Origin of the sequence: Anaerocolumna sp. AGMB13020 (assembly GCF_033100115.1) — a bacterium.
In the GTDB taxonomy this organism is placed as follows: Bacteria; Bacillota; Clostridia; order Lachnospirales; family Lachnospiraceae; genus Anaerocolumna.
The window spans coordinates 2947863-2971951 of sequence record NZ_CP136910.1; the positions used below are offsets into that span (position 1 = coordinate 2947863).

A 24089-nucleotide genomic window follows, 5' to 3' on the forward strand; every position below is an offset into this window, starting at 1 on the left:
ATTTATATTTGCTGTATATAAACACCTTTCGGTTTTAATATAGTATCTACTGCCAACAGACTAAATAATTCATTACCTTTTCTTTCAATTTTATGTTCCTGTTCCGAGCAGTTTAGAATCACTTCCACCTGTTTGTGATCCTCATCTGTTTTTATAAGATGTATAATTCTTTTATCTTTCTTGTCTTCTATAAAATGAAAATGTTTACTTTTAAATGCATTATTTGATTTTCTTAAGTTGATTAGTGATTTTGTTTTTTCTATTTTTTCAGCAAATAATCCGGAAGCTATTTCTTCCCACGGCATGCATCTTCTGCAATCCGGATCGTAACTGCCCTCCATTGCAAATTCTGTCCCATAATAAATACACGGGCTGCCCGGCATGGTAAATAACAACGCCAATTGCTGATAAAAAATGTCGATATCCTTCACTTTATCAATTAAACGGTTCGTATCATGGGAATCCAGCAAATTAAACAAAACATTATTGGTCTGCTGCATATACATAGTAAAATTATGATTGATGCTGCATTCAAAATCATAGCTGGTCTTTTCAGGATACAGCCAGAAATCTGTTATGGAAGTAGCAAGAGGATAATTCATAACTGCATCGAATTCATCTCCTGTAAGCCAGGTCATGGCATCATGCCAGATCTCACCTAATAAATAAAAATCAGGTTTTATCGCTTTGGTCAGTCTCCTCAGCTCCTTACAAAATCTATGAGACACTTCATTGGCCACATCTAATCTCAGGCCGTCTATATCAAAGTTTTTCACCCAGTATTCCACGATATCCAACAGATATTGATTAACCTCAGTGTTATTGGTGTTCAACTTAGGCATCCGGGGTGTAAATGCAAAGGAATAAAAGGAGCCGTCCTTTGTGTTATGCACCCCTTTATCAAAAGGCCATTTGTTAATCATAAACCAGTTATAATATTTCGATTCGGGACCATGTTCTAATACATCAAGCCATGGTGCGAAGCTTTTACCACAATGGTTAAATACACCATCCAGCATAATCCGGATTCCCTTTTCATGGGCTTTATCAACAAGGGTTTTGAATACCTTCTCATCGCCAAAATGAGGATCGATTCTCTTATAATCTGTTGTATCGTACTTATGACTGCTTCCTGCCTCAAAAATAGGGGTTAGATATATTCCATTGATTCCCAGGTCCTGCAAATAATCCAGACGATCAATGATACCCTGTAAATCACCGCCATAGTATTCTTCGTTGGTAACCCGGTGAAACCCCCAAGGTTTTGTACCTTCTGGATCGTTGCCTGTATCCCCATTGCAAAAGCGCTCGGGGAATATCTGATACCATACAGTATTATTTACCCAGTCAGGCGTTGTGTTAATATCAATTGCATTCATCCATGGAAAGGTAAAGTAAGACAGGCTTTTTCCCTGGTGATTCATCTCATGTTCCGTATAAAAACCATCTTCAAAATAATAAATAGATTGGTTACCGCTGACTAATTTGAAATAATATTTGCATCTTTTATACTGTGGTTTTACGGTTGTGGTCCACCAGATATGACGGGTTAAATTTTTCCTGTATATAATTTCTTCCTCTACGCCGCTCCACTTCCAGTTTCCTCCGAGAATTCCATTTTCAAAAGGATCGCCGTAATAGATATAAACTTTTTCGATATCATGACCAGTTTTTAAATTAATAATAAGGTCTTCTTCATTTAAAGGATAGCTGTAGTTATCTGAGGTTCTATGGTAAACTGCTTCTAATTTCATCTAATCTCCTTTGTCACTTACAACACCAAAGTCAAATCGGGTTATATTATTAGCTTTCATATGAATTGACTGTTGAAGCAAATCACAGAAAACGGTTTCCGTAAAACGATGAAAAAATTATATAGATATTACTCTTTATTTTTGAATGACATCCATATAATCGATTCTACATACCTCATAAGGTATTTCTGTATGCTGGCCTATTTCGCCATCTAATAATTTCTTTAACTCATCAAATGCCTGTTTGGATTTCAGATTAAAATTCTGCTTCACTGTATTCATGGCTATCTTGGTGTAACCCATTAATCTTATTCCGTCAAATCCGCTGACCGGCCTGAATATATCCAGCTCTGTAAGTGCAAATACAGCTCCAATAGCCATAAGATCAGAGGCACATACGATAGCATTTATTTTCCTGGCATGTTGTAATGTAATTTCTCTGGCTTTGTATTCATTAAAATCTCCGTATTTTACAATCAGCTCAAAGCCATACTCTTCTTTCAGCTTCTTCATGGCATCCAGCCTTTGATTGGTAATATACCCGCCTGCTCCGCCTGCTATATATAAAACTTTGTCAATGTATTCATTCTCATCGAAAGTCTTTTTCGCAACATCATATTGGGCTGAGAATTGGTCTATGGACACGGAGGAGGTCCTGTCATTTATAATCGGTGAATCAACTAAGACAGAGAAAAATTCTTGTTTCTCTATAATTTTATATAAATTCTTATTCTCTATTGATAAATTGTAAATAATTAAGCAATTAATTCTCTGAGACTTAAGATAAGCTGTTACTTGTTTGTAATTCATTTCATCAAACTGGGAACTGAAAAAGGTTACCACTTCCAGATGATACTCTTTCGCTTTTTCAAAAGCACCCGTCAGGTATTGCATGCTGATTTCATCGACAAACTGGCTATTGTGGCGAATATCAACAATTAAACCCACTCGATTAAATTCTTTCTTAGACAGCGAAATTGCTACTGAATTTGGAACATAGCCCAACTCCTCTACTGCCTTCTCAACTTTTAATCTAGTTTCATTACTAACAAGGCTATAATTGTTTAAAACTTTAGATACCGTTGATTTTGCTACTCCGGCTCTTTTTGCCACATCATTTATCGATACCATCAATTTGCCTCCTGCGGAAAACGGTTTCTGTACTATTACTATATAACTCTTTTTCTCTTCTGTCAATGGATTTTTATAATTTTATATACTTTCTATTTGTTTTAACTTACTTTTTTTAGTAAATATTGATATATCCATAATATATGGATGCTATAATTAAAGGTTATTCTTTACTGCTGCCCACCACATGGGTCACCTGGAGCTGATTTCCGTGTGAGCTTTCATATTGTATCAGTATCGCGAAAAGTCACTTTTAAAACTTGGGATTTCGCAAGGCTAGGGATACTGCCGGACTCATTGCACTTATCATGGTGTTCAAATGAGAATTTACCTATTGTAATGTAGATTTTTTCGGTTTATAATTTTTGTTATGTTATGCATGCGTTTACAGTTATCGTACGAGAAGTTATTACAAGAAATAAACACGATAAAGAGATTTCTTACGTTTAGCTTAATAAATTTGAGCAATTATAAGGTTACGATACTTGAAAATATATATGGACAGAAAATTTAATTAGATTTAAGGTTTTTTGTTAAGTTTTAGTTCTCTATTATTTTTTTGGGTCTTTCTTAAGCTACTGGGTCTTCTTAAATTACAGGGTCCTTATTTCGTTAATCGGAGCAATCAGCAATTACAAAAAGAGAACCAGGGGAGACATATAATTCATGGCTACTATAAAAGATATTGCAAACAAACTTGGTATAGCAGTCAGTACCGTATCCAAGGGTTTAAATGGTGCTAGCGACATCAGCAATGATATGCGCCAGCTGGTATTGGACACTGCTGTGGAAATGGGCTATGCGTCAAAAAAAATGCGTACCACTACCACACGTAAGGTATGTATTTTTATTGAAAATATGGACTATGAGAACATCGATCAGTTTGGCTATGACATAATTGTAGGATTTAAGTTATCTGCTGCCAGGAGGCATTGGGAGGTAACTGTAATTCCCGCAAGCCTTACTCTTCAGACAGACGAAAAATATGATACGTATATGCTGAAGAATGGATACAGCGGAGCGTTTTTTCTGGGTTTTGCCCTTCACGACGACTGGGTGGTACAGCTAAACAAAACCACGGTGCCTACCGTTCTTCTTGATAATTATATAGAAGGAAACAATCATGTTGGTTATGTGGGAACGGACAGTGAAGAAGGGATTGACTGTGCAGTTGTCCATCTAAAAGAATTGGGGCATAAAAAAATTGCATTTCTCAACGGCTCCAAGAACTCCATGGTATCCAATCAGCGTTATGCTGCATTTGTAAACAGTATGAATAAGCACAACCTCCTTCTGGAAGAAAGCCTTATAGAATATGGATATTATGTTCCTGACTGTGCCAAATACCATGTTCCCTCCTTTCTAAAAAATGGTGCTACTGCGATAATCTGCGCCAGTGACCTTATCGCTTCCGGAGTTATCACTGAAATTATGGAACAGGGTCTTAAAGTACCGGAGGATATCAGTGTTATAGGTTTTGATGACCTTCCTCTTGCCACTCAGCTCTCGCCGGCATTGACCACTATCAGACAGGACAGGGTGGATTTGGGGAAGAGTGCCTTCCTGCTGCTGGACGGGCTTATACACAATATAACCACCAGCAAACTGCTACTCAGAGCCAAATTTATCAAACGCCAATCCACTGCCATCTGCAAAGAAAGAACCCGTGAGGAGAAATAAGTTTTTCTCCCAACGGGTTCTTTTACAAGTCTTCTGTTTTGCCTATCTTTCTATTAATTACGCCTTAAAACCTCTGTTTACCTGGTTTGGATCGACATACGTCTCGTTTAATACGCCTCTGCCATAGGTGAGTCCAGCATAGATCTGCCCGGTATTTCGCATAACCGGACCGGATTTATCTTCTTTCGCAATTCCTTCAAAGCCTTTCATCAATATCTGAAGGACTTCTTCCGCATCCTGTAAAGGTTTTCTCTCCATCTGGTACTGTGCATCTACCAAAGCTTTATTAATAAAAATATAGAGACTCATTAAGTTCAGTGATATATCATAGGTATAATCAAGGGATGACATCAGTTCGTTCAGGAACTTCTGCCCATGTTTGATATCATGTCTAAAGCCTTCTGTTTCACCCTTACTCAGCTTTTCCTTTGCTGATTGAATATCTGATAATATGACCTCATACATAATTACAATCAGTTCTGTTTTGGATGCCTGCGTAATTCTGGCTGCAAAGGATTTTGCTAGTTCCTTTTCCATTCCTGTTACTGCTCCTTTCTGGGGCGCAAGTAAAAACTTCCTATACTGTAATAGTAAGTTTTTAAAAGTGATAACCAAGACGTATCCTGGGTACTGAAACCTATTGTACCAAGCTGGAAGTTCCACTTTGTAGAAGGCAAGGTACCATCCTTGGGTCGCAGATTTTTTACGTTCCTTTATTGCTTTCTCGAGAACCGCAAAATGGCACATTCAGAACACTGCAATAAGTTTCATATACCTATAAATTATTAGGTTATTAGCCCTGAAGCAGAGATAAAACTGTCTGTGGTCTTTCATTTGCTTGAGCAAGCATAGAGGTTCCCGCCTGAGCAAGAACATTCATCTGGGTATATGTCGCCATTTCCTTTGCCATATCTACATCTGCAATACGCGAAAGAGCTTCTGTCATATTTTCTGAAGTTGTATCCAGATTTGATATGGAGTGCTCCAGACGATTCTGATAAGCACCTAATTTCGCACGTATAGATGTTACCAGATTATTGGCATCATCAAAAATTGTAATAGCTGCTTCTGCCCCTTCCTGTGTACAGATGTTAACCATACTGATACCCAGTGTGTCAGGATTAACCTTCGGCAGTCTTACTTCCATCGTCTGACTCTCATTGGCACCTATCTGTAATTTCATAGGGCCGGAATCCAGTACGGTTGCTGTTGTACTTCCTGTTGCTTTTACATCAAAGGTCATCTCAAAACCATTTGTATCAGAAATAGTCACAAAGTTTCCTTTGGAGGAAACAGTGGCCGTTGAAGCAAAATTGGTTCCCCAGGTAGCTGCCATAACCGTATCTTTGCCTTGGGCCTGCGTATGGGTACTGGGCTTTACACTGGCATCAATATTAAGATATGAGGCGAGTGCGGCATTTCCTACATTAATCTCAATCTTCTTATCACTGCCATATTCCTTTGTAGTGAAAATAAGCTCACCGGAAGCACCTTTTTTACACTCTATATTAGCATTGTCGCTGAGATCCCTGATTTTTTCGTATACCATATCAGGTGTATCCCCTTCTTCAATCTTAACTTCATTTCCATTAATATTAAATACACCAGCCTGTGCAGCTGTAATATTAGTTGCCCCCATAGCTGCGGAGCCGGAATAAGTTGCTTGTGTAGCGACTGCAGAAACATTAATTGTATAGGTCTTACTTGGAACGGTGTCAGAGACAGATACCAGCTGTACATTTTGATTGCTTGTAAAGGACTGTCTGTCAATACTTCCATCCAGCAAAGTTTTTGTATTAAATTCAGTGGTATCAGAAATTCTCTGTATTTCCTCTTTTAACTGGTCAATTTCTGCCTGTATGGATTTTCTGTCATCAATGGTGTTCGTACCATTGGAGGCCTGAACAGATAGTTCTCTCATTCTTTGCAGCATGGAATTCACTTCACTTAAGGCACCTTCTGCTGTCTGAATAATAGAAATACCATCAGATGCATTTCTGGAGGCCTGTTCAAGTCCTGCTATCTGAGTCTTCATTTTTTGGGAAATGGCCATACCGGCAGCATCGTCAGCAGCTTTATTAATACGATATCCGGAAGAGAGCTTCTCCAGACTCTTATCAAGACTCTTGTTTGTTCTATTCAGCATGTTGTTTGCTTTTAAAGCTGAAATATTATGATTAATTCTCATTGATTTCTCCTTTTCCTTAAAGTTGATTATCTATCTCTTTCACTTGTAGTATGAATGCCTTGGAAAGTTTTAACAGCGTTCCGGTATCTGCGGGGGTATCTCCGGTATTGATATCGCCTTCTTCTTTTGGCTTATAGTTGTTATATCGACCGCTTTCCCCAAAATTATTACCTATCCCGTAACTGATTTGTTTGATTTTTGTATCTTTTATGGTAAATGCCTCTGCAATTTCTGCTTCCTTTTTCTTTACGGCTTCCAATCCTTCTCTTGTTTCACAGACAATAAAGGCACTTACTTCGTTATTCTTAACCGTAAGATTCAGCTCGATCTGTCCCAGCTTACCTGTAGGTATCTTAATGGCAGCTTTACCGGTGTCACCTGTATTTTTAAGCAGTGTTACATTAACATTGGTTATACCTTCTATAGTTACCAGTGGTATCTGATAACTTTCCCTTAAAGCCATCTGGGTAATAAACTGCATTCCGTTACCGATTCTTCGAATATCTTCCATATCTTTTACAGTCAGATTACCCTTTTCATAATAACTTTTAAGAATGTCCTGAACCTCAGTCTCAATTTCCTGATAGGCGTTCTTTATCTGACTGTCACTCTCAAGATTGTCCAGCAACTTATCCGATATGCCTTCAAGGTTTAAGCTGTTCTCTGTTCCTTCTGCTACTTCCAGGGTAACATGTTCTTCTATTGCGTCTGCTGCTTCCCTCTGGCTATCACTTCTCTGCAATAAGTTATTTAGCTTATGAAATGCTGTGTTCTCCTTTTGCAGATAATCATTTGCCGCCATTACGTTTGAAAGGGTAACAGGAAGCTTATTGTTATCCAGCAGAACTTGAGCCTCTTTGGTAACAGCTTCTTTAAAATCCTTAAGTTTCTCATTATAATAAGCTTTATCTGTATCTTTATTCTGCTCGTTCAGAGCTTCGGCCACCTGCTCTAAGGTCATGTCTGCAACGTCCTTTGTATTTCCAAGGCCACTTAATGCTTCTGGTGAAAGATTATCCTTGATTTCTCTGACCAGTTCTTTTCCATAGGCGGCTTTTGTGTACTCCGAAGAAGTTGAGGTCTCCTCGAAATAGGCTGTATTTATCTGGTCGGTGATGGATTCACCTTTCTTTGTATAATTAGAAAGCGTCCCGAAGTTGTCATCTACAGAAGTTTCAATACCGCCACCTCGCCTTGTCCTTACAGCCGTAAGAAGATTCTTAAGGGTCAGCTCCTGATTTGCTTTAACAACTGCACCCAGGGCTGCTCCATCTGTTTTATCAACGGCACCTAAAAGTCTGTATAAGCCGATAAAGGATTTTCTTTCATCTTCTGTGATTTCCTTGTTCTTATCCAGCTTCCATAAGAAACGGCTGAAGCGTTCCTCTTCTGTAACTCCAAGCTCCTCTTTCATAGCATTTATCTGATTATTCAATTCCTCTACAGGCAGTTCTACGGGGTTGATACCTTTTCGGATGAACTCCACCGCAACTGCCGGATGGAAGTTCTTCATTACATTATTCACCTGCGTATCATGAAGCTTAACAAGATCTATATTCTCAGCTGTCAATGGCATATTGTTATAACCTAAAATGCGAAGTGCTCTTTTATTTGCCTCTGTGGCCTCCAGTCCCAGCTCCTCTAACAGACTGCCTGTATTTTGAAAGGCCTTGGAAATAGAATCACCCATATCAGCTCTTGGTTTGGTCATTAAAGTCTCGTAACTGTCCGCTGCATGATTTCTTTTATAGTCATTTCCAGCTGCCGTAAGGCTTTCCATCGTTTCCTGTGACCAAGAGAGAAGCGTATTGGAAAGCAGTGCTGCCGGTGCACTCTTTAATTCCTCAACCTGTAAAAGACTTGCTTTCACAGTGCTGATATTATCCTGACTGACATTAACATTGCCTTCTTTTAGAAGATTTCGATAATAGTTATCCTCGATTTCTTTTAAGCCTTCAACCACTTTTACAAGAGAATCGGTCTCAAGATGGAACCCTTTCTTTAACAGCTCACCGCTTGCATCAGACGTCATCTTTAAGCGAATTTCCTCCAGTCGTCTTCTTACGGTTATGGTCCGTATATCGATTTCCTCCTGGCTGACAGCTGTCTGTGCCGTATTTTCTATATGCGCTTTCGTATTATTATCAATATTTCTATCATCCGTTATCTGCTGTCTCTGCTGCTTATACAGATCCCTGATAGACAGGTTGTCCACTTCCTTGTCCGAGCGGACTGACACCATAGTTCGAATAGTATCATCACTAATATCCAAATCTGCCCTTGCTGCTCTGTACCCCTGACCTTCCGCCAGAAAACTAAGCGAGGGAGAATTTGTATTTCCCCATGCAAGTGATGTAATCAACTTATCCGTAATCTTATCTGTTGTCATATCAGATTTAATCTTATCCAAATCCCATGTGGCCCAGAGATTATTTTCTGTTATACCAAGGTTATGAGAATAAAGCCATCTGGCATTGCTTAAGCTTTGCTCATTCACTTCAAAACCGGAATCTTCAATAATTTTTGCAGCCTGAGGTTTTATCTCCTCCCACTGGCTGTCGTTTACAGGTGTTTCCTTCACATGAGCAGCACTGTAACTAGCTTTATAAATATTATCAAGAGTTGGTTCCATACGGTTCTTAATCAGATAATATTTCGCCTGGTCAGACATGTTCTCCACCGACCTTGCTTTATCTGTTCCTGTGGAAATACGATCCAAATTGGCTTTTGTAACGGGTATATTTGCAGAATCCAACCTCTCGATCAGATGCTTATTTTTGCTATAATCAAGTCCAAGGTATTGTTGCTGCAGAATTTTCTCCGTTAATTTAGCTCTTTGGTCTACAAGGCTATTCTCCTGCAATTCCCTTTGCTGCTTTATTCTTGCCAGCATCCTGTCAAGACGCTCCAGTTCAAACTTTTCAAGTGAAATACCTTCCTGTTCAAGAGCTATGTAATCACTTTCGGTTATTTGTGAGGAAGTCTTTGATACATCACCACCAGCTGATTCTTCCTGCTTATATACCGTATCTTCTGCTGCCTCTTCTTGTTTTTCCTCATAAACAGGAGAACTCTTCTCGGACCCTTCCGTGTACACGGCGACCGCTGATTGCGCCTGTACCTCATTGGTGCCTTTGACTTCATCTTTTTTTACGTCCTGAAGCGGTACCGAGGTATCCGCAGTGCCTGCTGCGCCTGTTGTTTTATATTCTGAAATAACATTTATATTCATTTCAACCTCTTTTCTGCCTGTGTAAGGTAGTCCTGTAGCAATTTTAAATCTATTAACTATATTTTTTCAGTACTTCAACCAATAAGGGGTTATTTAATTATATTTCGGACAAGACTTCAATTTTCTTAAGTAAAATCGAAGAAAGAAAAGCAGAGGAATGCATTCAGGAATCAAGAAAAATACAATTAACGCAAAATAGCAACCCTGCTATCCAATAACCATCTAAAAAAATAATATAATTACTGAGCCTAACCAGCAATAAAATTATTTAACGAAGTAATCAATCTACTCATAAAACTTTATCATCTATAACTCCAAACCCAAACAATAAAAGACCTAAATAATAAGGATATCCATTGAAAGCAACAGAGGAGTTTGGCTTACCGTTAGGAATCTTACATTGAAGGGTACCTAATGACACTTAAATGTCCACAGTTGTTACTAGGAGAAAGGATACCACTGTCTGAGCGCTTTTTGCGAGTTTGGTATCCTTTCTCCTGCCAGTAACAACTGCGGACATTTTAGTGGAATTTGGAACCCTGAACAGGAAAATTCCTAACGGTAAGCCAAACTCCTCGTCCGTTCCCCAAAACCTATTACTCCCCACCATAATAATAATAATAAGTCTATATGTAAAATTACCATCCGAAATTTCCATAAACTAAAATAAGACCAATCAAACCTGTACCTTATCACTCCTGTACACGTATCTGACCAGTCTTACTCCATTATAGCTTTTGCCCTCTCACGTTCCCCAACGCGCTTCCAACCTCTAGTACAATACCTTCTCGTATTGACTTAATTAAGTATAACACTTTTTGTGTGTTTTGTCAATATAAGCTTTAATATTTAAATTCTGTTGGCTATTTTCACAACAATGGTACTAAAATCCAAAATATGTTTCCATTAATTTATCCAGATATGCCTGATCCTTGGTGCCCATTAGTTCCCTGGAGGAATGCATGGCCAATAAAGGTATTCCGATATCCACCGTTTTCACAGGAAGCCAGGAGGATATGATGGGGCCTAAAGTACCGCCCCCCGGCATGTCTGAACGATTAACAAATTTCTGATATTTCACATCTGCTGCCTCACAAAGCTGCTGAACAATAGCGATAGCTTCTGTATCAAAGGTATATCTTTGATTGCTGTCTATCTTAAATACAATTCCTTCGTTTAGAGCTGTGTAGTTAGTAGGATCATATTTTTCCGGGCGATTAGGATGAACGCCGTGGGCTACGTCTACGGATAACAGAAAGCTGTCTGTTACCTGGGAATACAAATTCTCTTCCTTTAGAGATAACCCCCGCATAATTTTTTCCAGCAGAAGATTTAATAAGGCAGAATCTGCACCCTGCTTGGTCTTGCTGCCAATTTCCTCGTTATCGAATAGTGCTATCAGATTAATGCCTTCTTTTCTTCTTCCTCCATTAATTCCCTTTAACAGTGACCATACAGAAGTAAGATTATCAAGTCTCGGGCAGGATACAAAATCCTCTGAAGTGCCAATGAAGCAGCCATCTTCCTTATTGTAAATATACATATCATAGTCAAGAATCTTTGATTTATCAATTCCAAGTTCCCTTGCTAAGAAGCTTAAGAAAAACTTCTCCTCTGATATATCTTCATTTACCATAGAAAACAAAGGCAGGGTGTCTGTCTGTCTGTTTATCTCCACTCCTTTGTTCACTTCTTTATTTACATGAATGGCCAGATTGGGGATGGTAAGTACCGGTTTCTTGATATCCAGGATTCTTAATTCAGGATGAAAAGGGTCCTCACTTCTTAAAGCAACTCTGCCGGCCAGCGACAAAGGACGGTCCATCCAGGTATTTAATATCGGACCTCCATAAACCTCTGTATTTAATTTACGATAAGCTCCGCTCCTGATATCTGCATTGGGTTTTACGCGAAAACCCGGGTGGTCTGTATGAGCTGCAGCAATTCGGAAATTCTGTCCCTTTTCAAAGTTCTCTCCTACTGTAAAAGCAAAGAGGGATGTAGCATAAGGTTTGATATAATAACCTGCTCCCTTCGTAAGCTCCCAATCCTCTTTAAAGTCCAGGCCGGTAAATCCTGCTTTTTCTAAATACTTAATACCTTCCTCCACTGCGTGGTAAGGTGATGTTGCTTCCTGTATAAATGAAAGTAGCTCTTTCGCACTCTCTTTCTCTTTCATGATTGCTCCTCCTTAGATGTAAATTTATATGAATTAATTATAGCCCACCTTATTTTAATAAACAAGCAGGATTTATGCTTGACCTGCTCCCCCCGGTGTTTTATTCTTTTACTTATAGTAAGAAGAAAAGAGGGTTTTATGAATACATTATTGTTTGAGCAAGCTATCGATACTGTTATAAATAACCCAAGAATGGAAAGTGGTATCGGAACCCTGAGCGAAAAGACTGTCCATGCCGTTTTGAAAAACTATCTTGCTCCAAATCAATCCTGCCATGAAATTAAATATCAGAACTATTATGCCGACATTGTTACCCCTGAGGGTATTATAGAAATACAAACACAGAACTTTGACCGCCTGAGAAAGAAGCTTCCTGTATTCTTAAAAGAAGCCCCCGTCACAATCGTATATCCCATCCCTCATATTAAATGGCTTCGATGGGTAGACAAGGAATCAGGAGAAGTCAGCCCCCGAAGAAAGTCCCCAAAGATAGGAAAAGCCTCTCTTATCCTTCCGGAGTTGTATAAGATAAAGGATTACCTTAATGATCCGGGGCTTAAGCTCCACCTAGTCTTTATCGACCTCGAAGAATATAAATTCCTGGATGGTTGGGGAAAAGACAGGAAAAACCACGCGGGAAAAGCAGACCGTATTCCTGTAGGTCTTGCCAAGGAGATATTTATAAACTCTCCTGCTGATTATCAGCTGCTATTTCCGGAAGCTCTTAATGATACCTTTGTGGCAAAAGAATTTTCAAAAGCAGCCGGATACGGCAGTATTGCATTAAGCTCTGCCCTTAAAGTTCTAAAGCAAATGGAGGTAATCGAGCAAACCGGAAAAAAAGGACGTGCCTTTTTATATACCAGAAAGAATTAGCCTTTTGTATTTGAGGACGTATGATTGTAGGTATGCGTTAATTTTACTACATTTTTCTTATTTGCCGCTTTGTATTTGCTTGTATATAATAGTTGAATTTAGTCATTGTATTTACCATATAGTTATCATGGTAACCTCTAATAGGTTTAATACCTGTGCAACATTTACCGTTTACAAGACTGCAAAGTATGCCGGTTGCAACTATAGACGATCTCTGCCGATCAGACGATGGCCAAAGCATAGACCTTATGTTCTTCAAAGTGGGTAATAAAATTTTAATATTTACCAAAATATTTAATATAATATCCCCCAGACTATCTCCCTGAGGGATTTTTAATTTGACAAAATAGGTATTATATCCCATAATAGTTACACAATATTACACATGGAGGAAATTATGGGAGAAACTAAAAAGTGCAAACACTGTCAAACTGAGATTGACAAAAAGGCTAAAATTTGTCCAAATTGCAGAAGATCGCAGAAAAAGGCAGGTTGTCTAACCTTTATTATTGCTTTTATTATTGTAGTAGGGGCAGGTGGAATTATAGCATCTATTCAAAACAATGCCATTCAGAAAAATGTATCCGGAGTATCAAATGATTCAGAATATATTACTCTTGATGAATATAATGCTATCGAAAACGATATGTCTTATGAAGAGGTAGTTAAATTAATCGGGAGTGAAGGGACATCTACAACCGAATCTTCCGTCGGGGATATTACGGTAAAGATAATTACTTGGTATGGAAATGGGATGGCAGGTTCTAATGCAAATGTTACATTTACTAATGACAAGGTAACTGGTAAAGCTCAAATTGGTTTAAAATAGCTAAGAGAAATACCCCTCCAGAATTAATGGATTAGACGCAACCGTCCATTTACCATTTTATGAACTATGCTATGTTTATTTTAGAGGGGATTGCCCCGGGTCCTAAGTTATATGGACCCGGGGCTTTTCTTATTTCTTCCTGCCCGCTGCCAGTATCGTCTTTGTATTAGCTCCTACTCCCCAACTGGTTCCAGGTTTCCAATCTAACTGCTTCCAATATAAAAGCACTTCTGCTCTTGTTTTACTCCGTGGTCTCTATCCACCACCAACAGTACAAACAATTAAGGAGGTGTCTTTCCATATATCAGAAAGACACCTCCTTTGGTTTAAATCCCTTTATTCTCCTGCCTTGAACTCCGCCAGCAAAAGATCTACCATTCTTCCGTAGCTCTTCACTCCGTCACTCTGTTTATTGGCCTTTAGATAAGTATCATTCAGAGTACTTGATGCAGTACTGATGACAGTATCCTCAAATTGTACCCAATAATAATAGTTTTCTCTTAAATCAGCTTTCATTTCCTCACTATAGAGTGCCCTTGCCTGTTCATAATATTCCGTAGACTGTTGATAAAGCTGATTCCCCACATAAGCCAGGGCCAGCATTAATCCGCTGTATTTTAAGACATTGTCATCTGAATTGCTGCATACAAGATAAGAAATAAAATTAGCTTCGTCTTCTCTCATAAAACCTCGAAGATGTGCCAATTCATGAAGCATTGTAGCAGGAATCGTATAATCCGGTACATCAATGTTTACATTTGCTTCCATTGTAAAAGGCCAGAATATGCCGGTAATCTCCATGGCAGACATAACCCTGGAAGAGGATACCGCTTTTACAGATTTATAATTTCCTTCCAGCTGCGGGTATTTTGTGCCGATTTTCTCATAGGCTGCTGCAGCTGCATTAACCAGGTCTGTCCAGTTACTTTTGTCAATAATGATGGCTCCGTCCTGCGTGAAGGCTCCCCCCTCTTCCGTTATGAGTTTGCGAACCTCTGCAGCTCTTACCGCAAGGCTCTTATTCAGCTCATAAAGGTCCTGGACGGAAGATTTCTCTAAGGTATAGCCGCTGATTTGCGCAAAAGAATATCTGTTGTAATTTATGCCAGCTGTAATTACATAAAGAAAAAAGATTACACTGGCAATACATCCTATATTAATCAAAGAAAGCATAAAAATATATGCTGCTGTCTTTTCTTTTTGTCTTCTTTTTAGAAGTTGAAATATAAGGTACACGAAACCTGCAAGAACTACCGGCAGGAAAAGTTTAATTATAACTTCCATTATGGAGAAAGGAATCTTATCCGTCAAAAAACTGACAGCATAGGCTATCCCTTTGTAAATTTTACGCGCAAAAATCATCTCCGCAAAATAAGAGCTTTTTTGTGATATCAAAAGTAAGATATAGGCTAGCGGAGCTAATAAAATTATAAATATCCTTTTCTTACGAAAAGCCATGTACCATTTATTTGAATTCAGTGTCTTTGTTTCCTTCAATTAGCTCCTCCCTTTTCAAGGCTACTTATCTTCATGTTCCATACTTAATTTTACACCATCAGCAGACATATTAATAATGTCAATTAATTCCTCTTCAGACATCTTTACATATCTTGCCAGCTCGTGCAGATTGCCCTCCCTGCCGAGTTCTTCCGCCAATTCCTCAGAAGCACTCTTTATATGGCTGATCTTATTGATAATATCCTTTTCAAAACTGCTGCTCTCCGTGTTTTCATAGACTGCCTGCTCCAGCGCATTCTTGATATAACCCTCTAAGAAACTGATCTCACTCTCTAAGACCGTCTCGCTGTACAGTGCTTCTACCCCGCACAAAAGTCCAATATTTCCCTCCTGTATCAGATCCTCCAGGGTTACCCCCCTGTTCTGATAATTTTTTGCCAATTCCACAACCTTATGAAGGTTTACTTCAATAAACCTTTCCTTAACCTCTTCTTTTTTCCCTCTTATGGACATCAGCAAGGTTCCATACTCCGCTTCATCCGCCCTTTTTACCGCTGAAATATCCTCAAGGTACATCTTTAAATATTGGGAATCTTCTCCTGTCTGCTTCACGACACTTTCTAAGCTTTGGGTATCGTCCTCCTTAGAGGCCTCCTCCTTCTCCTGGGAGCCTTCTTCCGCTTTTTCGCTTTCCTCGACTGCTTCTTTGTATTCATCAAAAGCCTTTGTATTTACATATCCCTTAACCTTTATATGATTTGCTGCGAGGTAAGCGAAAATATGCTCATATTGACTTTCATTGAGCCCCATACCGCCAAAGAACTCTTTTATCTCATTCATCCCCAGCTCATTCCCCTGTACTCTTGCAACCTCTAAGACGTCCTTTAACATGTCCTGAAATTTATTCTTATCTTCCATATATACCTCTTTTCCTGCAACTACTGAGAGAGATTATACTCTCTGCTTCTTTTCTTATTTTATCATATCTTAATACTTCCCGCAAATGCCATATGTAAACACCATAACGCCTTCCCTGCTTCGTTGGGTAAAAGGGAATTTTATGTCGGAATTACTTATGAGTAACAGATGAGATGAGGTTGGCGCAACAGATATTTTCCAGTAAATAGTTCTTAATGACACCAAGCAGAATGTAGCCCTAATGATCAATGATATAAATATTCCTTAATCTCGTAGGACGTTTAAAGATAAGACTGCCATGCACATACACACAACATATCTTGCTTAGATTCCATTAATAGGCTATACTATTATATAACGAACCACAAACAAGAGAGGAGCACCAAAATGAGCGATGAATTAGAAGTGAAAGCGGAAGAGGCTGTTTCTGTGCCGGAAACCACGCCTCAGGAAGCAATTCCGTCCATGGAAGAATTTGAAGAGCAAATTAGCCTATCCCTTCATAAAATTGAAGAAGGCGAACTGGTAAAAGGTACTGTAATCGGTATCTCGGAAACAGAGGTTACACTGGACCTGGGTTATTATGCTGAAGGCATTATCCCTTTAGAAGAACTTAGCAACGATCCCAGATTCTCTATTAAAGGGGATGTGACAATCGGAGAAGAATTTTCCGCTGTAGTTATTAGAGAAGATGATGGAAAAGGAAATATCCTTTTATCCAAAAAAGAAGCTGACAACCTCCTGTCCTGGACTGCTTTAAAAGAGTATCTGGAAAACAAAACGGTGCTAAAGGTTAAGATAGCGCAGGAAGTAAACGGAGGCGTTACTACTTATCTGTTAGGAATCCGAGGCTTTATACCTGCCTCTCAGCTTTCTCTTACCTACGTGGAGGATCTGAGCTCCTGGGTTAATAAAGAGGTAGATGTACAGGTAATTACAGTGGAAGAAGATAAAAAGAAACTGGTGCTTTCTGCAAAAGAAGTAGAAAAGGAACAGGTTAAGGAAGAAAAATTAAGTAAGATCTCTCATCTGCCTATCGGCCTTGTTACCAATGGAACTGTGGATAAATTAGCTCCTTATGGTGCCTTTGTAAGTTTAGGAAATGGTCTGTCCGGTCTGGTTCATATTTCTCAAATTGCCAACAAACGCCTTAAAACTCCCGGAGAAGTTTTAAAAGAAGGACAAGAAGTAACCGTTAAGATTATTGAAGTAAAGGATGGCAAGATCAGTCTTAGCATAAAAGCTGTTGAGGAAAAAGCAGAGATTTCAGAAAACGTTGAAGCAGCTCCTTTTGAATATTCCTCCGGTGAAGAAGCTTCCACAGGTCTGGCAGGACTGCTTTCGAAATTTAAGCTCCCCGAATAACCAACCGAACAAAACGCTTCCCAGTACAACCTTATCAGTATTTAAAGTTGACAAACAAAATTCTGTACATTAAAATACTAGAGTAAAAAGAAAGTAAATTAAGTTAAAAAGTTGATTAAGAGGGTAAATATGGACAGGAAAGTCAAAATGGAAGATATAGCCAACTCTTTGGGCGTGAGCATTGTCACTGTATCAAAGGCACTTTCAGGTAAAAAAGGTGTAAGTGAGGAAATGCGGGAGAAAATAAAAGACCTTGCAAAAGAAATGGGATATCAACAATCCAATTCTTCCAAAGGCCTTAAAGAGGGCAGAAGTTATAATATCGGTATAGTTGTGCCTGGGCGTTATTTTGGCAAATATGTCTCTTTTTACTGGCAGCTATACCAGGAGGTAACAGCAAATGCCACCGCTAACCAATGCTTCACCATGCTGGAGGTTATCAGCCCTGAAGCAGAAGATAATCCAGAAATCCCCCTGCTTATCCGTGAGAAAAAGGTGGATGGTATTATACTGATGGGTCAGCCAAAAAGCAAGTATTTATTAAAGCTGAAAGACGGATTAAATATTCCATTGATATGCCTTGACTTTTATGATAAGGACCTGGACTGCGACGCTGTTGTATCCAACGGTTTTTACGGAACCTACGTCCTTACCAATCTGCTGTTTAGCAGAGGCCATCAGGATATCGCTTACGTGGGAACACTTCTGTATACAAGCAGTATTACAGACCGTTATTTAGGCTATTATAAATCCATGTTAGAGCACGGGCTTTCCGTTACAGAGGATAGGCTCTTAGATGACAGAGACTGGAAAACCGGCGATGTAGTAGGTTTCCCTTTTGTATTTCCTGACAAAATGCCAACCGCTTTCGTATGTAACAGCGATCTGACTGCCTGCTCCCTTATCAAAGCCCTTCAGAAAAAGGGGTATGAAGTACCAAAGGATATCTCGGTAGTTGGCTTTGATAATTATCTTTATCCGGGCTTATGCAATATCGGCATAACAACCTATGATGTCAATGTCAGGGAAATGGCATTAAGAAGTATCAACAATCTTATTGAAAAAATAAATAATCCTTCCAGGAATTTTGGGATTTCTATTGTTGAAGGTAATATCGTCCACAAAGACAGTGTGGCGTACTAATTATTATGGAGCAGCTCTTTTACGGTAGTTAAGAGGAGTTGCTCCTGTTTTTTGTCTGAAAATCCGGATGAAATTATTGGTATTATCAAAACCCACCATTCTCCCGATTTCGTTTACCCGCTTATCCGTACTTATTAAGGCTTCCTTTGCCACCTTAATTCGAATGTCATTCAGATACTGCATGGGGGAACAACCATAAGCAGCAGAAAATTCTCTGCATATCTGATATTTGCTGATTTGATACTTTGCAGAGAGATTATCAAGGGTATATCTGGCTTTACAATCTTCTTCAAAACTTAACTTGATTTTTCTGATATATTCTGGCAGAAGTTTATCCCCTTCTCCCTTTTTCTCTTTCTCTGCTGCCATACCTAATAAAATATCCAGAATCAGCTTAGACTGGAGCATATAATTGCCATACTCCTTTGACAGCTGCTCGTAAAGTTCATTGATTCCATGGGGAATTAAAGATCCCTCCGGGACCTTGTGTAGCAGCTCAATATCCCACCTGCCTGCTTCATAGAGAAAAGGAAGGAGGCTTCCCTGTATATAAAAAGCTGTATGGTACCAGGTCTTTGGAACTTTAATCTGATATTTCATACGACAGTTAATAAAACAAAGCGTTCCTTCTGTAAGCTCATAGGTACCTGATTTTACAGACAGCTGCCCCAAACCGCTGTGAGTATAGATAAGGCAATAGGCATCCAGATAGTTTATGTCAAGTGAATAAGAATCCTTTGCTTTAACCTCAAGGAACGCTTCTGCAAATGGAAGATTATCCTTAACTGTCTGAGGAACACTGACAGCAGTAGGCACATACTTATCAGCCAGAGTCTTGCCATAATAAGCATAAGATGAAATTGCATTACTAAATCTTTGACCAAAATCCACGTTCTTTTCACTCTCCTTTCAAGGCAAAGGTAATCTGTTTTTTTTACCATAATACCTTTTATCTGGGTACTTATGCACAAAATAGTTTCAAAAGCTTGTCTTCCTATAATAATAAGGTATAAAATAGTTTATAGCAATATGATTTTATAACCTGTTAAGTTAATTTTTTTATATTAATAACTCTATATAAATCAGTTAAAGTAAGATTAACTCAGTTAACTTATGCAATTTATTAGGTGGTTGTATGAATGTACGTTTTTTTCCTTTAGCATAAGTGCACAATTATTCTAGTTTTATATATCCAAAAAGTATATTTTGCATAGTTTTCGCAAGATTCGACTTAATTTTGCAAGATTGGTAGATGACTAAATGTGAAAGTAAATATACAATTAAATTCAAGATTAAAAACCTAGTTTTTTTAAGAAGTTTTTAGTCTAATGTTTACTTAAAACAAATATTTAAGGAGGAATTTTATGAAACTAAAAAAAGTTTTGGCAGTTGTTCTTGCATCTATGATGGTAGTTTCCATGGTTGGATGCTCCTCAAACAGCAACAACACAAACAAGACAAATGAGCCTGCAGCAACTGAAGGAGCATCCTCTTCTGAAGGCACAGGATCTGAAGGTACTGATTTATCATCATTAAAAGGAACTACCATTAGTGTATATACACATGGCGGAAACAGAGTTTTAGGTGAAGAGAAGAAAGACAAAGATGGTAATACATATCGTGATGAGTCTACTGCTTACTTAAAACAGTTAGCTGAGAAGTTTACAGCAGAAACCGGTATCAATGTTGATCTTAACGTTATCTCTAATGAAGATGAATTAAGACCTCTGTTCCAGGTACAGGATGAATCCGTTGACATCTTTACAGCTCCCAACTGGAGCCTTGAAGAGTGGGCACAGTATTCAGAGCCTTACTTTACAATAGAAGAAGGTAAAGAATTATATGGCGACTATGCAATGGCAATGCCTAATGACGGTACAACCATCTACAGCGTAATGCCCGGCAGAGCCTACAACCAGGCTGTAGTATACAATGAAGAAGTTATCAAAGCAGCTGGATATGATGAGATTCCTGCTACGCTTGAAGAGTTCAACAAAATGTGCGAAGCTATCAAAGCAAACGGCGTAACACCTATCTCTTTACACAGAATTGAGAATTGGCCTCTTGCAACGGTACAGGATTTCGCATCCTATGTTGCTGGTGATGCTAACGTATTTGCTGAGACATTAAAAACTGAGAATCCTTTCAGTGAAACTGCTCCTTTTGGTAAAACAATCAAAATGTACACAGAGTGGAAAGCAAAAGGATACTTTGAGCCTGAAGTTTATACTGATTTCGGTGTAGCTATGGACAGCGTTGCTTATGGAAAAGCTGGTATGATGCTTTTCGGTTCATGGGTTGTTCCTCAGATCCAGGGACGTGTTCCTGAAGGAAAAGATCCTTCCATTATCAAATTTGCTCCCGCTCCTGATTTCGGTGCAGGAAGATATGTCCTTGCAGCTCCTGCTGACAACTGGGCAATCAGCAAATTCTCCAAGAACAAAGAAGCAGCCAGAGCTTTCATTGAGTATGTTTCTGAAGATGCACAGTTTATCGCAGACAGCGGATATATCGCTAACAAAAAAGGTGTGACTCCTATTGTTCCTGAACTGTACTCCATCATTGATAAAATGGTTGAAAGCGGAGACTGCAAAGTTCTTCTCTCCCCTGCTACTGATGCAAACACTCTTGCTAATCAGGATGTTTTAACAGAAGCTGGTTTATATGCAGATTACAAATATGTTGGACTTTTATTCGATGCTCTTGATACAACAAAACCTGATGACTGGACAGCTTACAACAAGCAGGTAGATGTACAGAACAAAGCTTACAAAGAATACAAAGAAGAACTCGGACTTGAGTGGGTAGACTAATCTAACACTACCGATTTACCGCAATGTAAGAGCCAGTCACAGGCCGTTGCCCTACGGCCTGTGAGGGCTCTTTGGCGGTTTCACAAAGACAACAATCACAAATGTAACATTAGCAGTCTGGACTTCCCCATTCAGGCCTGCAGTGAAAGAGGTTGAAATGAAACAAACAAAAAGCAGCAAAATCATTATTTTTGCATTTTTAGTGATACCGGTCATTCAGTTACTGGTATTCTCCTATATTCCTATCTTAACTAATGTTTATCTGAGTTTTACCAACTATAAAGGTGTTGGAGCTCCCAGATGGATTGGACTTAAGAATTACGAAAGATTGCTGACTGATCCACAGTATATCATGGTTTTCAAGAACTGCCTCTGGTATATGATTGTTGCCATACCACAGCTGGTATTTGCATTTTTCCTTGCAATCTTTGTAAACGGAAAGTTCAGAGGTTTAAACCTGTTTAAAGGAATTCTGATTATTCCTTATTTATTAAATGGTGTTATCGTATCAACAATTTTCATCATATTCTTTAATAACTCCGGTACTCTTAACCTGATACTTGATACAATTGGTCTTGGAGCATTAAAACAGCAATGGCTTCAGAACCTGAATTTAGTTAACCCCTCTATTGCTTCCATCAGTATCTGGCGTTATTATGGTATGAACTTTATTATGTTCTTTGGTGCTCTTCAGACGATTTCAACCGATTTATTTGAAGCAGCTGCCGTAGATGGCTGTACAAAATGGCAGGAAATTCTCTACATATCCATTCCTTCCATCCGTAACGTATTGTTTATTAATATATTACTAAGTGTTTCCGGTTCCATTCAGGTATTTGAAATCCCTTATATTATGATGAACGGTTCTAATGGAACAGTAACACCTGTTATTCAGATTCAGCAGAGTGCCTTTATGGAGAACCGTGTTGGTTTTGCTGCTGCATTGTCCATAATGGTATTCGTTATCGTTGTTTTAGCTGTTGGTTTACAGAGTATCTTTAACAAGAAAGGAGAAAGTGCAAGATGATAAAGGAAAGTAAAGTATACAAGATACTGCGCTATATATTCCTGTTTGCAGCATGTATTTTTGTAATAATCCCTATAATTCCTCTTATATTCATGGCCTTTAAAACCGGTGCAGAATATTCTGCTACAGGTGTACTGACTCCTCCTAAGAACTGGCTGAACGGCTATAACTTCAATTATGCCATTCGTGTAGGTAACCTTGGAAAGGCTTTGTTAAATACTGCAATTATCCTTGGTATCTCTCTGTCTCTTCAGATTATGTTTACTACCATGGTATCTTATGTGCTTCATCGTTTTAAATTCAGAGGCAGAAAGATCATCATGACCTTATTCACATTAACTATGTTTATACCGGTTGTTACAACCCAGACCGTTGTATTTCAGATAATTTACCGTATGCACCTGGTTAATAAAATGGCCAGTGTAATCCTATTATACTCCGGTGTTGGTATTATCGGTATCTATATCATGTTTAACCTGCTGGATTCCATCTCCAAGGAACTTGACGAATCCGCTTTGTTAGACGGTGCCGGCTACTTTACGATTTACCGAAAGATTATTCTTCCTCTTTTAAAGCCTGCCTGCACAACTTTACTCATCTTAAACGGAATTGGTTATTACAATGATTTCTATATTCCGAACCTTTACTTAAGAAAAGACGTACAGACCTTTACTGTGGCCCTTTATAAATTCTTCGGTAGTATGTCAACTCCTTTTGAGATTGTAGCAGCGGCAATTCTATTGGGAATCATACCGATTGGTCTTGTATATATCTTCCTGCAGAAATATATTTTCTACGGATTAGCAGGTGCCATTAAGTCATGACAAGAGAATCCTTGTTCTACAAGATCTTGTCCGCTGTCCATATCGTGTTTTTTACCAGTATCTTATTCTTCCTGACAGTCCTTTTATCCTTAGGCTTTTTACTTCTGCCTGCACTTGGAGCAATCTTTCTGATTGGGAAGGACGTAATATACAAAGAGATAAACATCACTGACAGCATTGTTAAAACCTATTTTGTGAATTTGAAACATTCCCTCCCTTTAATGAAATATATTCCCGTTCATTTGATCATGCTTCTCAATCTCGCAGGTATCTACCTGTGGGCGGGAGCTGATAAAATGATCTATTCTGTGTTATGCCTTGCTATGGCCTCTATATTACTGGTATTTATGCTTTATATAGCCGGCTATCGCACTTTTATTGGAAATAATATCGATTTGATAGAAATAACCTGTATCTTATTTATCAAACTCCCTTACTTTATACTTCTCTTTGTAGGGGTTGTTTGCCTGTTATATTTTTTCTCTGATATTATAATGTTTATACTAATACCGACCAGCACTTTTTTCATCTTTGTATTGGAAGCGGTCATCTTTATTCAGATATTACTCTACCGCAAGACTCTGGGTACCTTAAGCGAAGAGGATGAATTTTATTATCTTACGGAAAGTCTTTTTCGCAGAAAATAAGTTGTAGCTCTCTGGTAACAGTACA

Annotated in this window: 18 protein-coding genes; 9 read left to right on the forward strand and 9 right to left on the reverse strand. The window is 38.7% G+C overall.

The window, feature by feature from the left end:
* Positions 1–2: 2 nt before the first annotated feature.
* Complete coding sequence (locus tag R2R35_RS11970) at positions 3–1754, reverse strand: glycoside hydrolase family 13 protein (protein ID WP_317730054.1); 1752 nt, start codon at positions 1752–1754, stop codon at positions 3–5.
* Between the two features lie 135 nt (positions 1755–1889).
* Positions 1890–2885, reverse strand: a complete 996-nt coding sequence (locus R2R35_RS11975; protein ID WP_317730055.1) for a LacI family DNA-binding transcriptional regulator — start codon at positions 2883–2885, stop codon at positions 1890–1892.
* 666 nt (positions 2886–3551) lie between these two features.
* Between R2R35_RS11975 and R2R35_RS11980 the strand changes: the two genes are divergently transcribed.
* Complete coding sequence (locus tag R2R35_RS11980) at positions 3552–4565, forward strand: LacI family DNA-binding transcriptional regulator (protein WP_317730056.1); 1014 nt, start codon at positions 3552–3554, stop codon at positions 4563–4565.
* 57 nt (positions 4566–4622) lie between these two features.
* Here the strand turns inward: R2R35_RS11980 and R2R35_RS11985 are convergent, their stop codons facing one another.
* The 4 genes from R2R35_RS11985 to R2R35_RS12000 form a co-directional block, all read right to left on the reverse strand.
* The gene (locus R2R35_RS11985; RefSeq protein WP_317730057.1) at positions 4623–5102 is read right to left on the reverse strand and encodes a flagellar export chaperone FliS; all 480 of its coding nucleotides are present in this window, start codon (positions 5100–5102) and stop codon (positions 4623–4625) included.
* A gap of 256 nt (positions 5103–5358) precedes the next feature.
* Complete coding sequence (locus R2R35_RS11990) at positions 5359–6753, reverse strand: flagellin N-terminal helical domain-containing protein (protein WP_317730058.1); 1395 nt, start codon at positions 6751–6753, stop codon at positions 5359–5361.
* Positions 6754–6769: 16 nt separating this feature from the next.
* Positions 6770–9985: a DUF6240 domain-containing protein gene (locus R2R35_RS11995; RefSeq protein ID WP_317730059.1), complete on the reverse strand. Its 3216-nt coding sequence runs from the start codon at positions 9983–9985 to the stop codon at positions 6770–6772.
* A gap of 883 nt (positions 9986–10868) precedes the next feature.
* Complete coding sequence (locus tag R2R35_RS12000; protein WP_317730060.1) at positions 10869–12164, reverse strand: M18 family aminopeptidase; 1296 nt, start codon at positions 12162–12164, stop codon at positions 10869–10871.
* 138 nt (positions 12165–12302) lie between these two features.
* Here R2R35_RS12000 and R2R35_RS12005 point away from each other — a divergent pair, with 138 nt between their 5' ends.
* Together R2R35_RS12005 and R2R35_RS12010 are read left to right on the forward strand one after the other, a co-directional pair.
* A complete protein-coding gene (locus R2R35_RS12005; protein ID WP_317730061.1) occupies positions 12303–13040 on the forward strand; it encodes a hypothetical protein in 738 nt (245 codons plus the stop codon).
* Positions 13041–13437: 397 nt separating this feature from the next.
* Complete coding sequence (locus R2R35_RS12010; RefSeq protein WP_317730062.1) at positions 13438–13869, forward strand: DUF3862 domain-containing protein; 432 nt, start codon at positions 13438–13440, stop codon at positions 13867–13869.
* 336 nt (positions 13870–14205) lie between these two features.
* Here the strand turns inward: R2R35_RS12010 and R2R35_RS12015 are convergent, their stop codons facing one another.
* Both R2R35_RS12015 and R2R35_RS12020 read right to left on the reverse strand, forming a co-directional pair.
* Positions 14206–15366 (reverse strand): DUF3810 domain-containing protein, encoded by a 1161-nt coding sequence (locus R2R35_RS12015; protein WP_317730063.1) that lies wholly within the window; start codon positions 15364–15366, stop codon positions 14206–14208.
* Between the two features lie 21 nt (positions 15367–15387).
* A complete protein-coding gene (locus tag R2R35_RS12020) occupies positions 15388–16245 on the reverse strand; it encodes a sigma-70 domain-containing protein (protein ID WP_317730064.1) in 858 nt (285 codons plus the stop codon).
* A gap of 387 nt (positions 16246–16632) precedes the next feature.
* Between R2R35_RS12020 and R2R35_RS12025 the strand changes: the two genes are divergently transcribed.
* Both R2R35_RS12025 and R2R35_RS12030 read left to right on the forward strand, forming a co-directional pair.
* Positions 16633–17610, forward strand: coding sequence for a S1 RNA-binding domain-containing protein (locus tag R2R35_RS12025; protein ID WP_317730065.1), 978 nt, complete (start codon positions 16633–16635; stop codon positions 17608–17610).
* Between the two features lie 129 nt (positions 17611–17739).
* A complete protein-coding gene (locus R2R35_RS12030) occupies positions 17740–18753 on the forward strand; it encodes a substrate-binding domain-containing protein (protein ID WP_317730066.1) in 1014 nt (337 codons plus the stop codon).
* A 3-nt stretch (positions 18754–18756) separates the two neighbouring features.
* Here the strand turns inward: R2R35_RS12030 and R2R35_RS12035 are convergent, their stop codons facing one another.
* Positions 18757–19644 (reverse strand): AraC family transcriptional regulator, encoded by an 888-nt coding sequence (locus R2R35_RS12035; RefSeq protein ID WP_317730068.1) that lies wholly within the window; start codon positions 19642–19644, stop codon positions 18757–18759.
* A gap of 473 nt (positions 19645–20117) precedes the next feature.
* Between R2R35_RS12035 and R2R35_RS12040 the strand changes: the two genes are divergently transcribed.
* The 4 genes from R2R35_RS12040 (at position 20118) to R2R35_RS12055 (ending at position 24064) form a co-directional block, all read left to right on the forward strand.
* Positions 20118–21566, forward strand: coding sequence for an ABC transporter substrate-binding protein (locus tag R2R35_RS12040; protein WP_317730070.1), 1449 nt, complete (start codon positions 20118–20120; stop codon positions 21564–21566).
* Between the two features lie 157 nt (positions 21567–21723).
* The gene (locus R2R35_RS12045; protein ID WP_317730071.1) at positions 21724–22593 is read left to right on the forward strand and encodes a carbohydrate ABC transporter permease; all 870 of its coding nucleotides are present in this window, start codon (positions 21724–21726) and stop codon (positions 22591–22593) included.
* Positions 22590–23417, forward strand: a complete 828-nt coding sequence (locus R2R35_RS12050; RefSeq protein ID WP_317730072.1) for a carbohydrate ABC transporter permease — start codon at positions 22590–22592, stop codon at positions 23415–23417. Before R2R35_RS12045 ends, R2R35_RS12050 begins: the two co-directional genes overlap by 4 nt.
* On the forward strand, positions 23414–24064 hold the full coding sequence (locus R2R35_RS12055; RefSeq protein ID WP_317730073.1) for a hypothetical protein: 651 nt from the start codon (positions 23414–23416) through the stop codon (positions 24062–24064). Before R2R35_RS12050 ends, R2R35_RS12055 begins: the two co-directional genes overlap by 4 nt.
* Positions 24065–24089: the final 25 nt, after the last annotated feature.

Excerpts from the sequence above, each read along its gene's own strand:
- R2R35_RS11995 (WP_317730059.1), bottom strand. The coding sequence starts at position 9,985 with ATGAATATAAATGTTATTTCAGAATATAAAACAACAGGCGCAGCAGGC.
- R2R35_RS11980 (WP_317730056.1), top strand. The coding sequence starts at position 3,552 with ATGGCTACTATAAAAGATATTGCAAACAAACTTGGTATAGCAGTCAGT.
- R2R35_RS12055 (WP_317730073.1), top strand. The coding sequence starts at position 23,414 with ATGACAAGAGAATCCTTGTTCTACAAGATCTTGTCCGCTGTCCATATC.
- R2R35_RS12025 (WP_317730065.1), top strand. The coding sequence starts at position 16,633 with ATGAGCGATGAATTAGAAGTGAAAGCGGAAGAGGCTGTTTCTGTGCCG.
- R2R35_RS11970 (WP_317730054.1), bottom strand. The coding sequence starts at position 1,754 with ATGAAATTAGAAGCAGTTTACCATAGAACCTCAGATAACTACAGCTAT.
- R2R35_RS12030 (WP_317730066.1), top strand. The coding sequence starts at position 17,740 with ATGGACAGGAAAGTCAAAATGGAAGATATAGCCAACTCTTTGGGCGTG.
- R2R35_RS12005 (WP_317730061.1), top strand. The coding sequence starts at position 12,303 with ATGAATACATTATTGTTTGAGCAAGCTATCGATACTGTTATAAATAAC.
- R2R35_RS12050 (WP_317730072.1), top strand. The coding sequence starts at position 22,590 with ATGATAAAGGAAAGTAAAGTATACAAGATACTGCGCTATATATTCCTG.
- R2R35_RS12000 (WP_317730060.1), bottom strand. The coding sequence starts at position 12,164 with ATGAAAGAGAAAGAGAGTGCGAAAGAGCTACTTTCATTTATACAGGAA.
- R2R35_RS12045 (WP_317730071.1), top strand. The coding sequence starts at position 21,724 with ATGAAACAAACAAAAAGCAGCAAAATCATTATTTTTGCATTTTTAGTG.
- R2R35_RS12040 (WP_317730070.1), top strand. The coding sequence starts at position 20,118 with ATGAAACTAAAAAAAGTTTTGGCAGTTGTTCTTGCATCTATGATGGTA.
- R2R35_RS12010 (WP_317730062.1), top strand. The coding sequence starts at position 13,438 with ATGGGAGAAACTAAAAAGTGCAAACACTGTCAAACTGAGATTGACAAA.
- R2R35_RS12020 (WP_317730064.1), bottom strand. The coding sequence starts at position 16,245 with ATGGAAGATAAGAATAAATTTCAGGACATGTTAAAGGACGTCTTAGAG.
- R2R35_RS11985 (WP_317730057.1), bottom strand. The coding sequence starts at position 5,102 with ATGGAAAAGGAACTAGCAAAATCCTTTGCAGCCAGAATTACGCAGGCA.
- R2R35_RS11990 (WP_317730058.1), bottom strand. The coding sequence starts at position 6,753 with ATGAGAATTAATCATAATATTTCAGCTTTAAAAGCAAACAACATGCTG.
- R2R35_RS11975 (WP_317730055.1), bottom strand. The coding sequence starts at position 2,885 with ATGGTATCGATAAATGATGTGGCAAAAAGAGCCGGAGTAGCAAAATCA.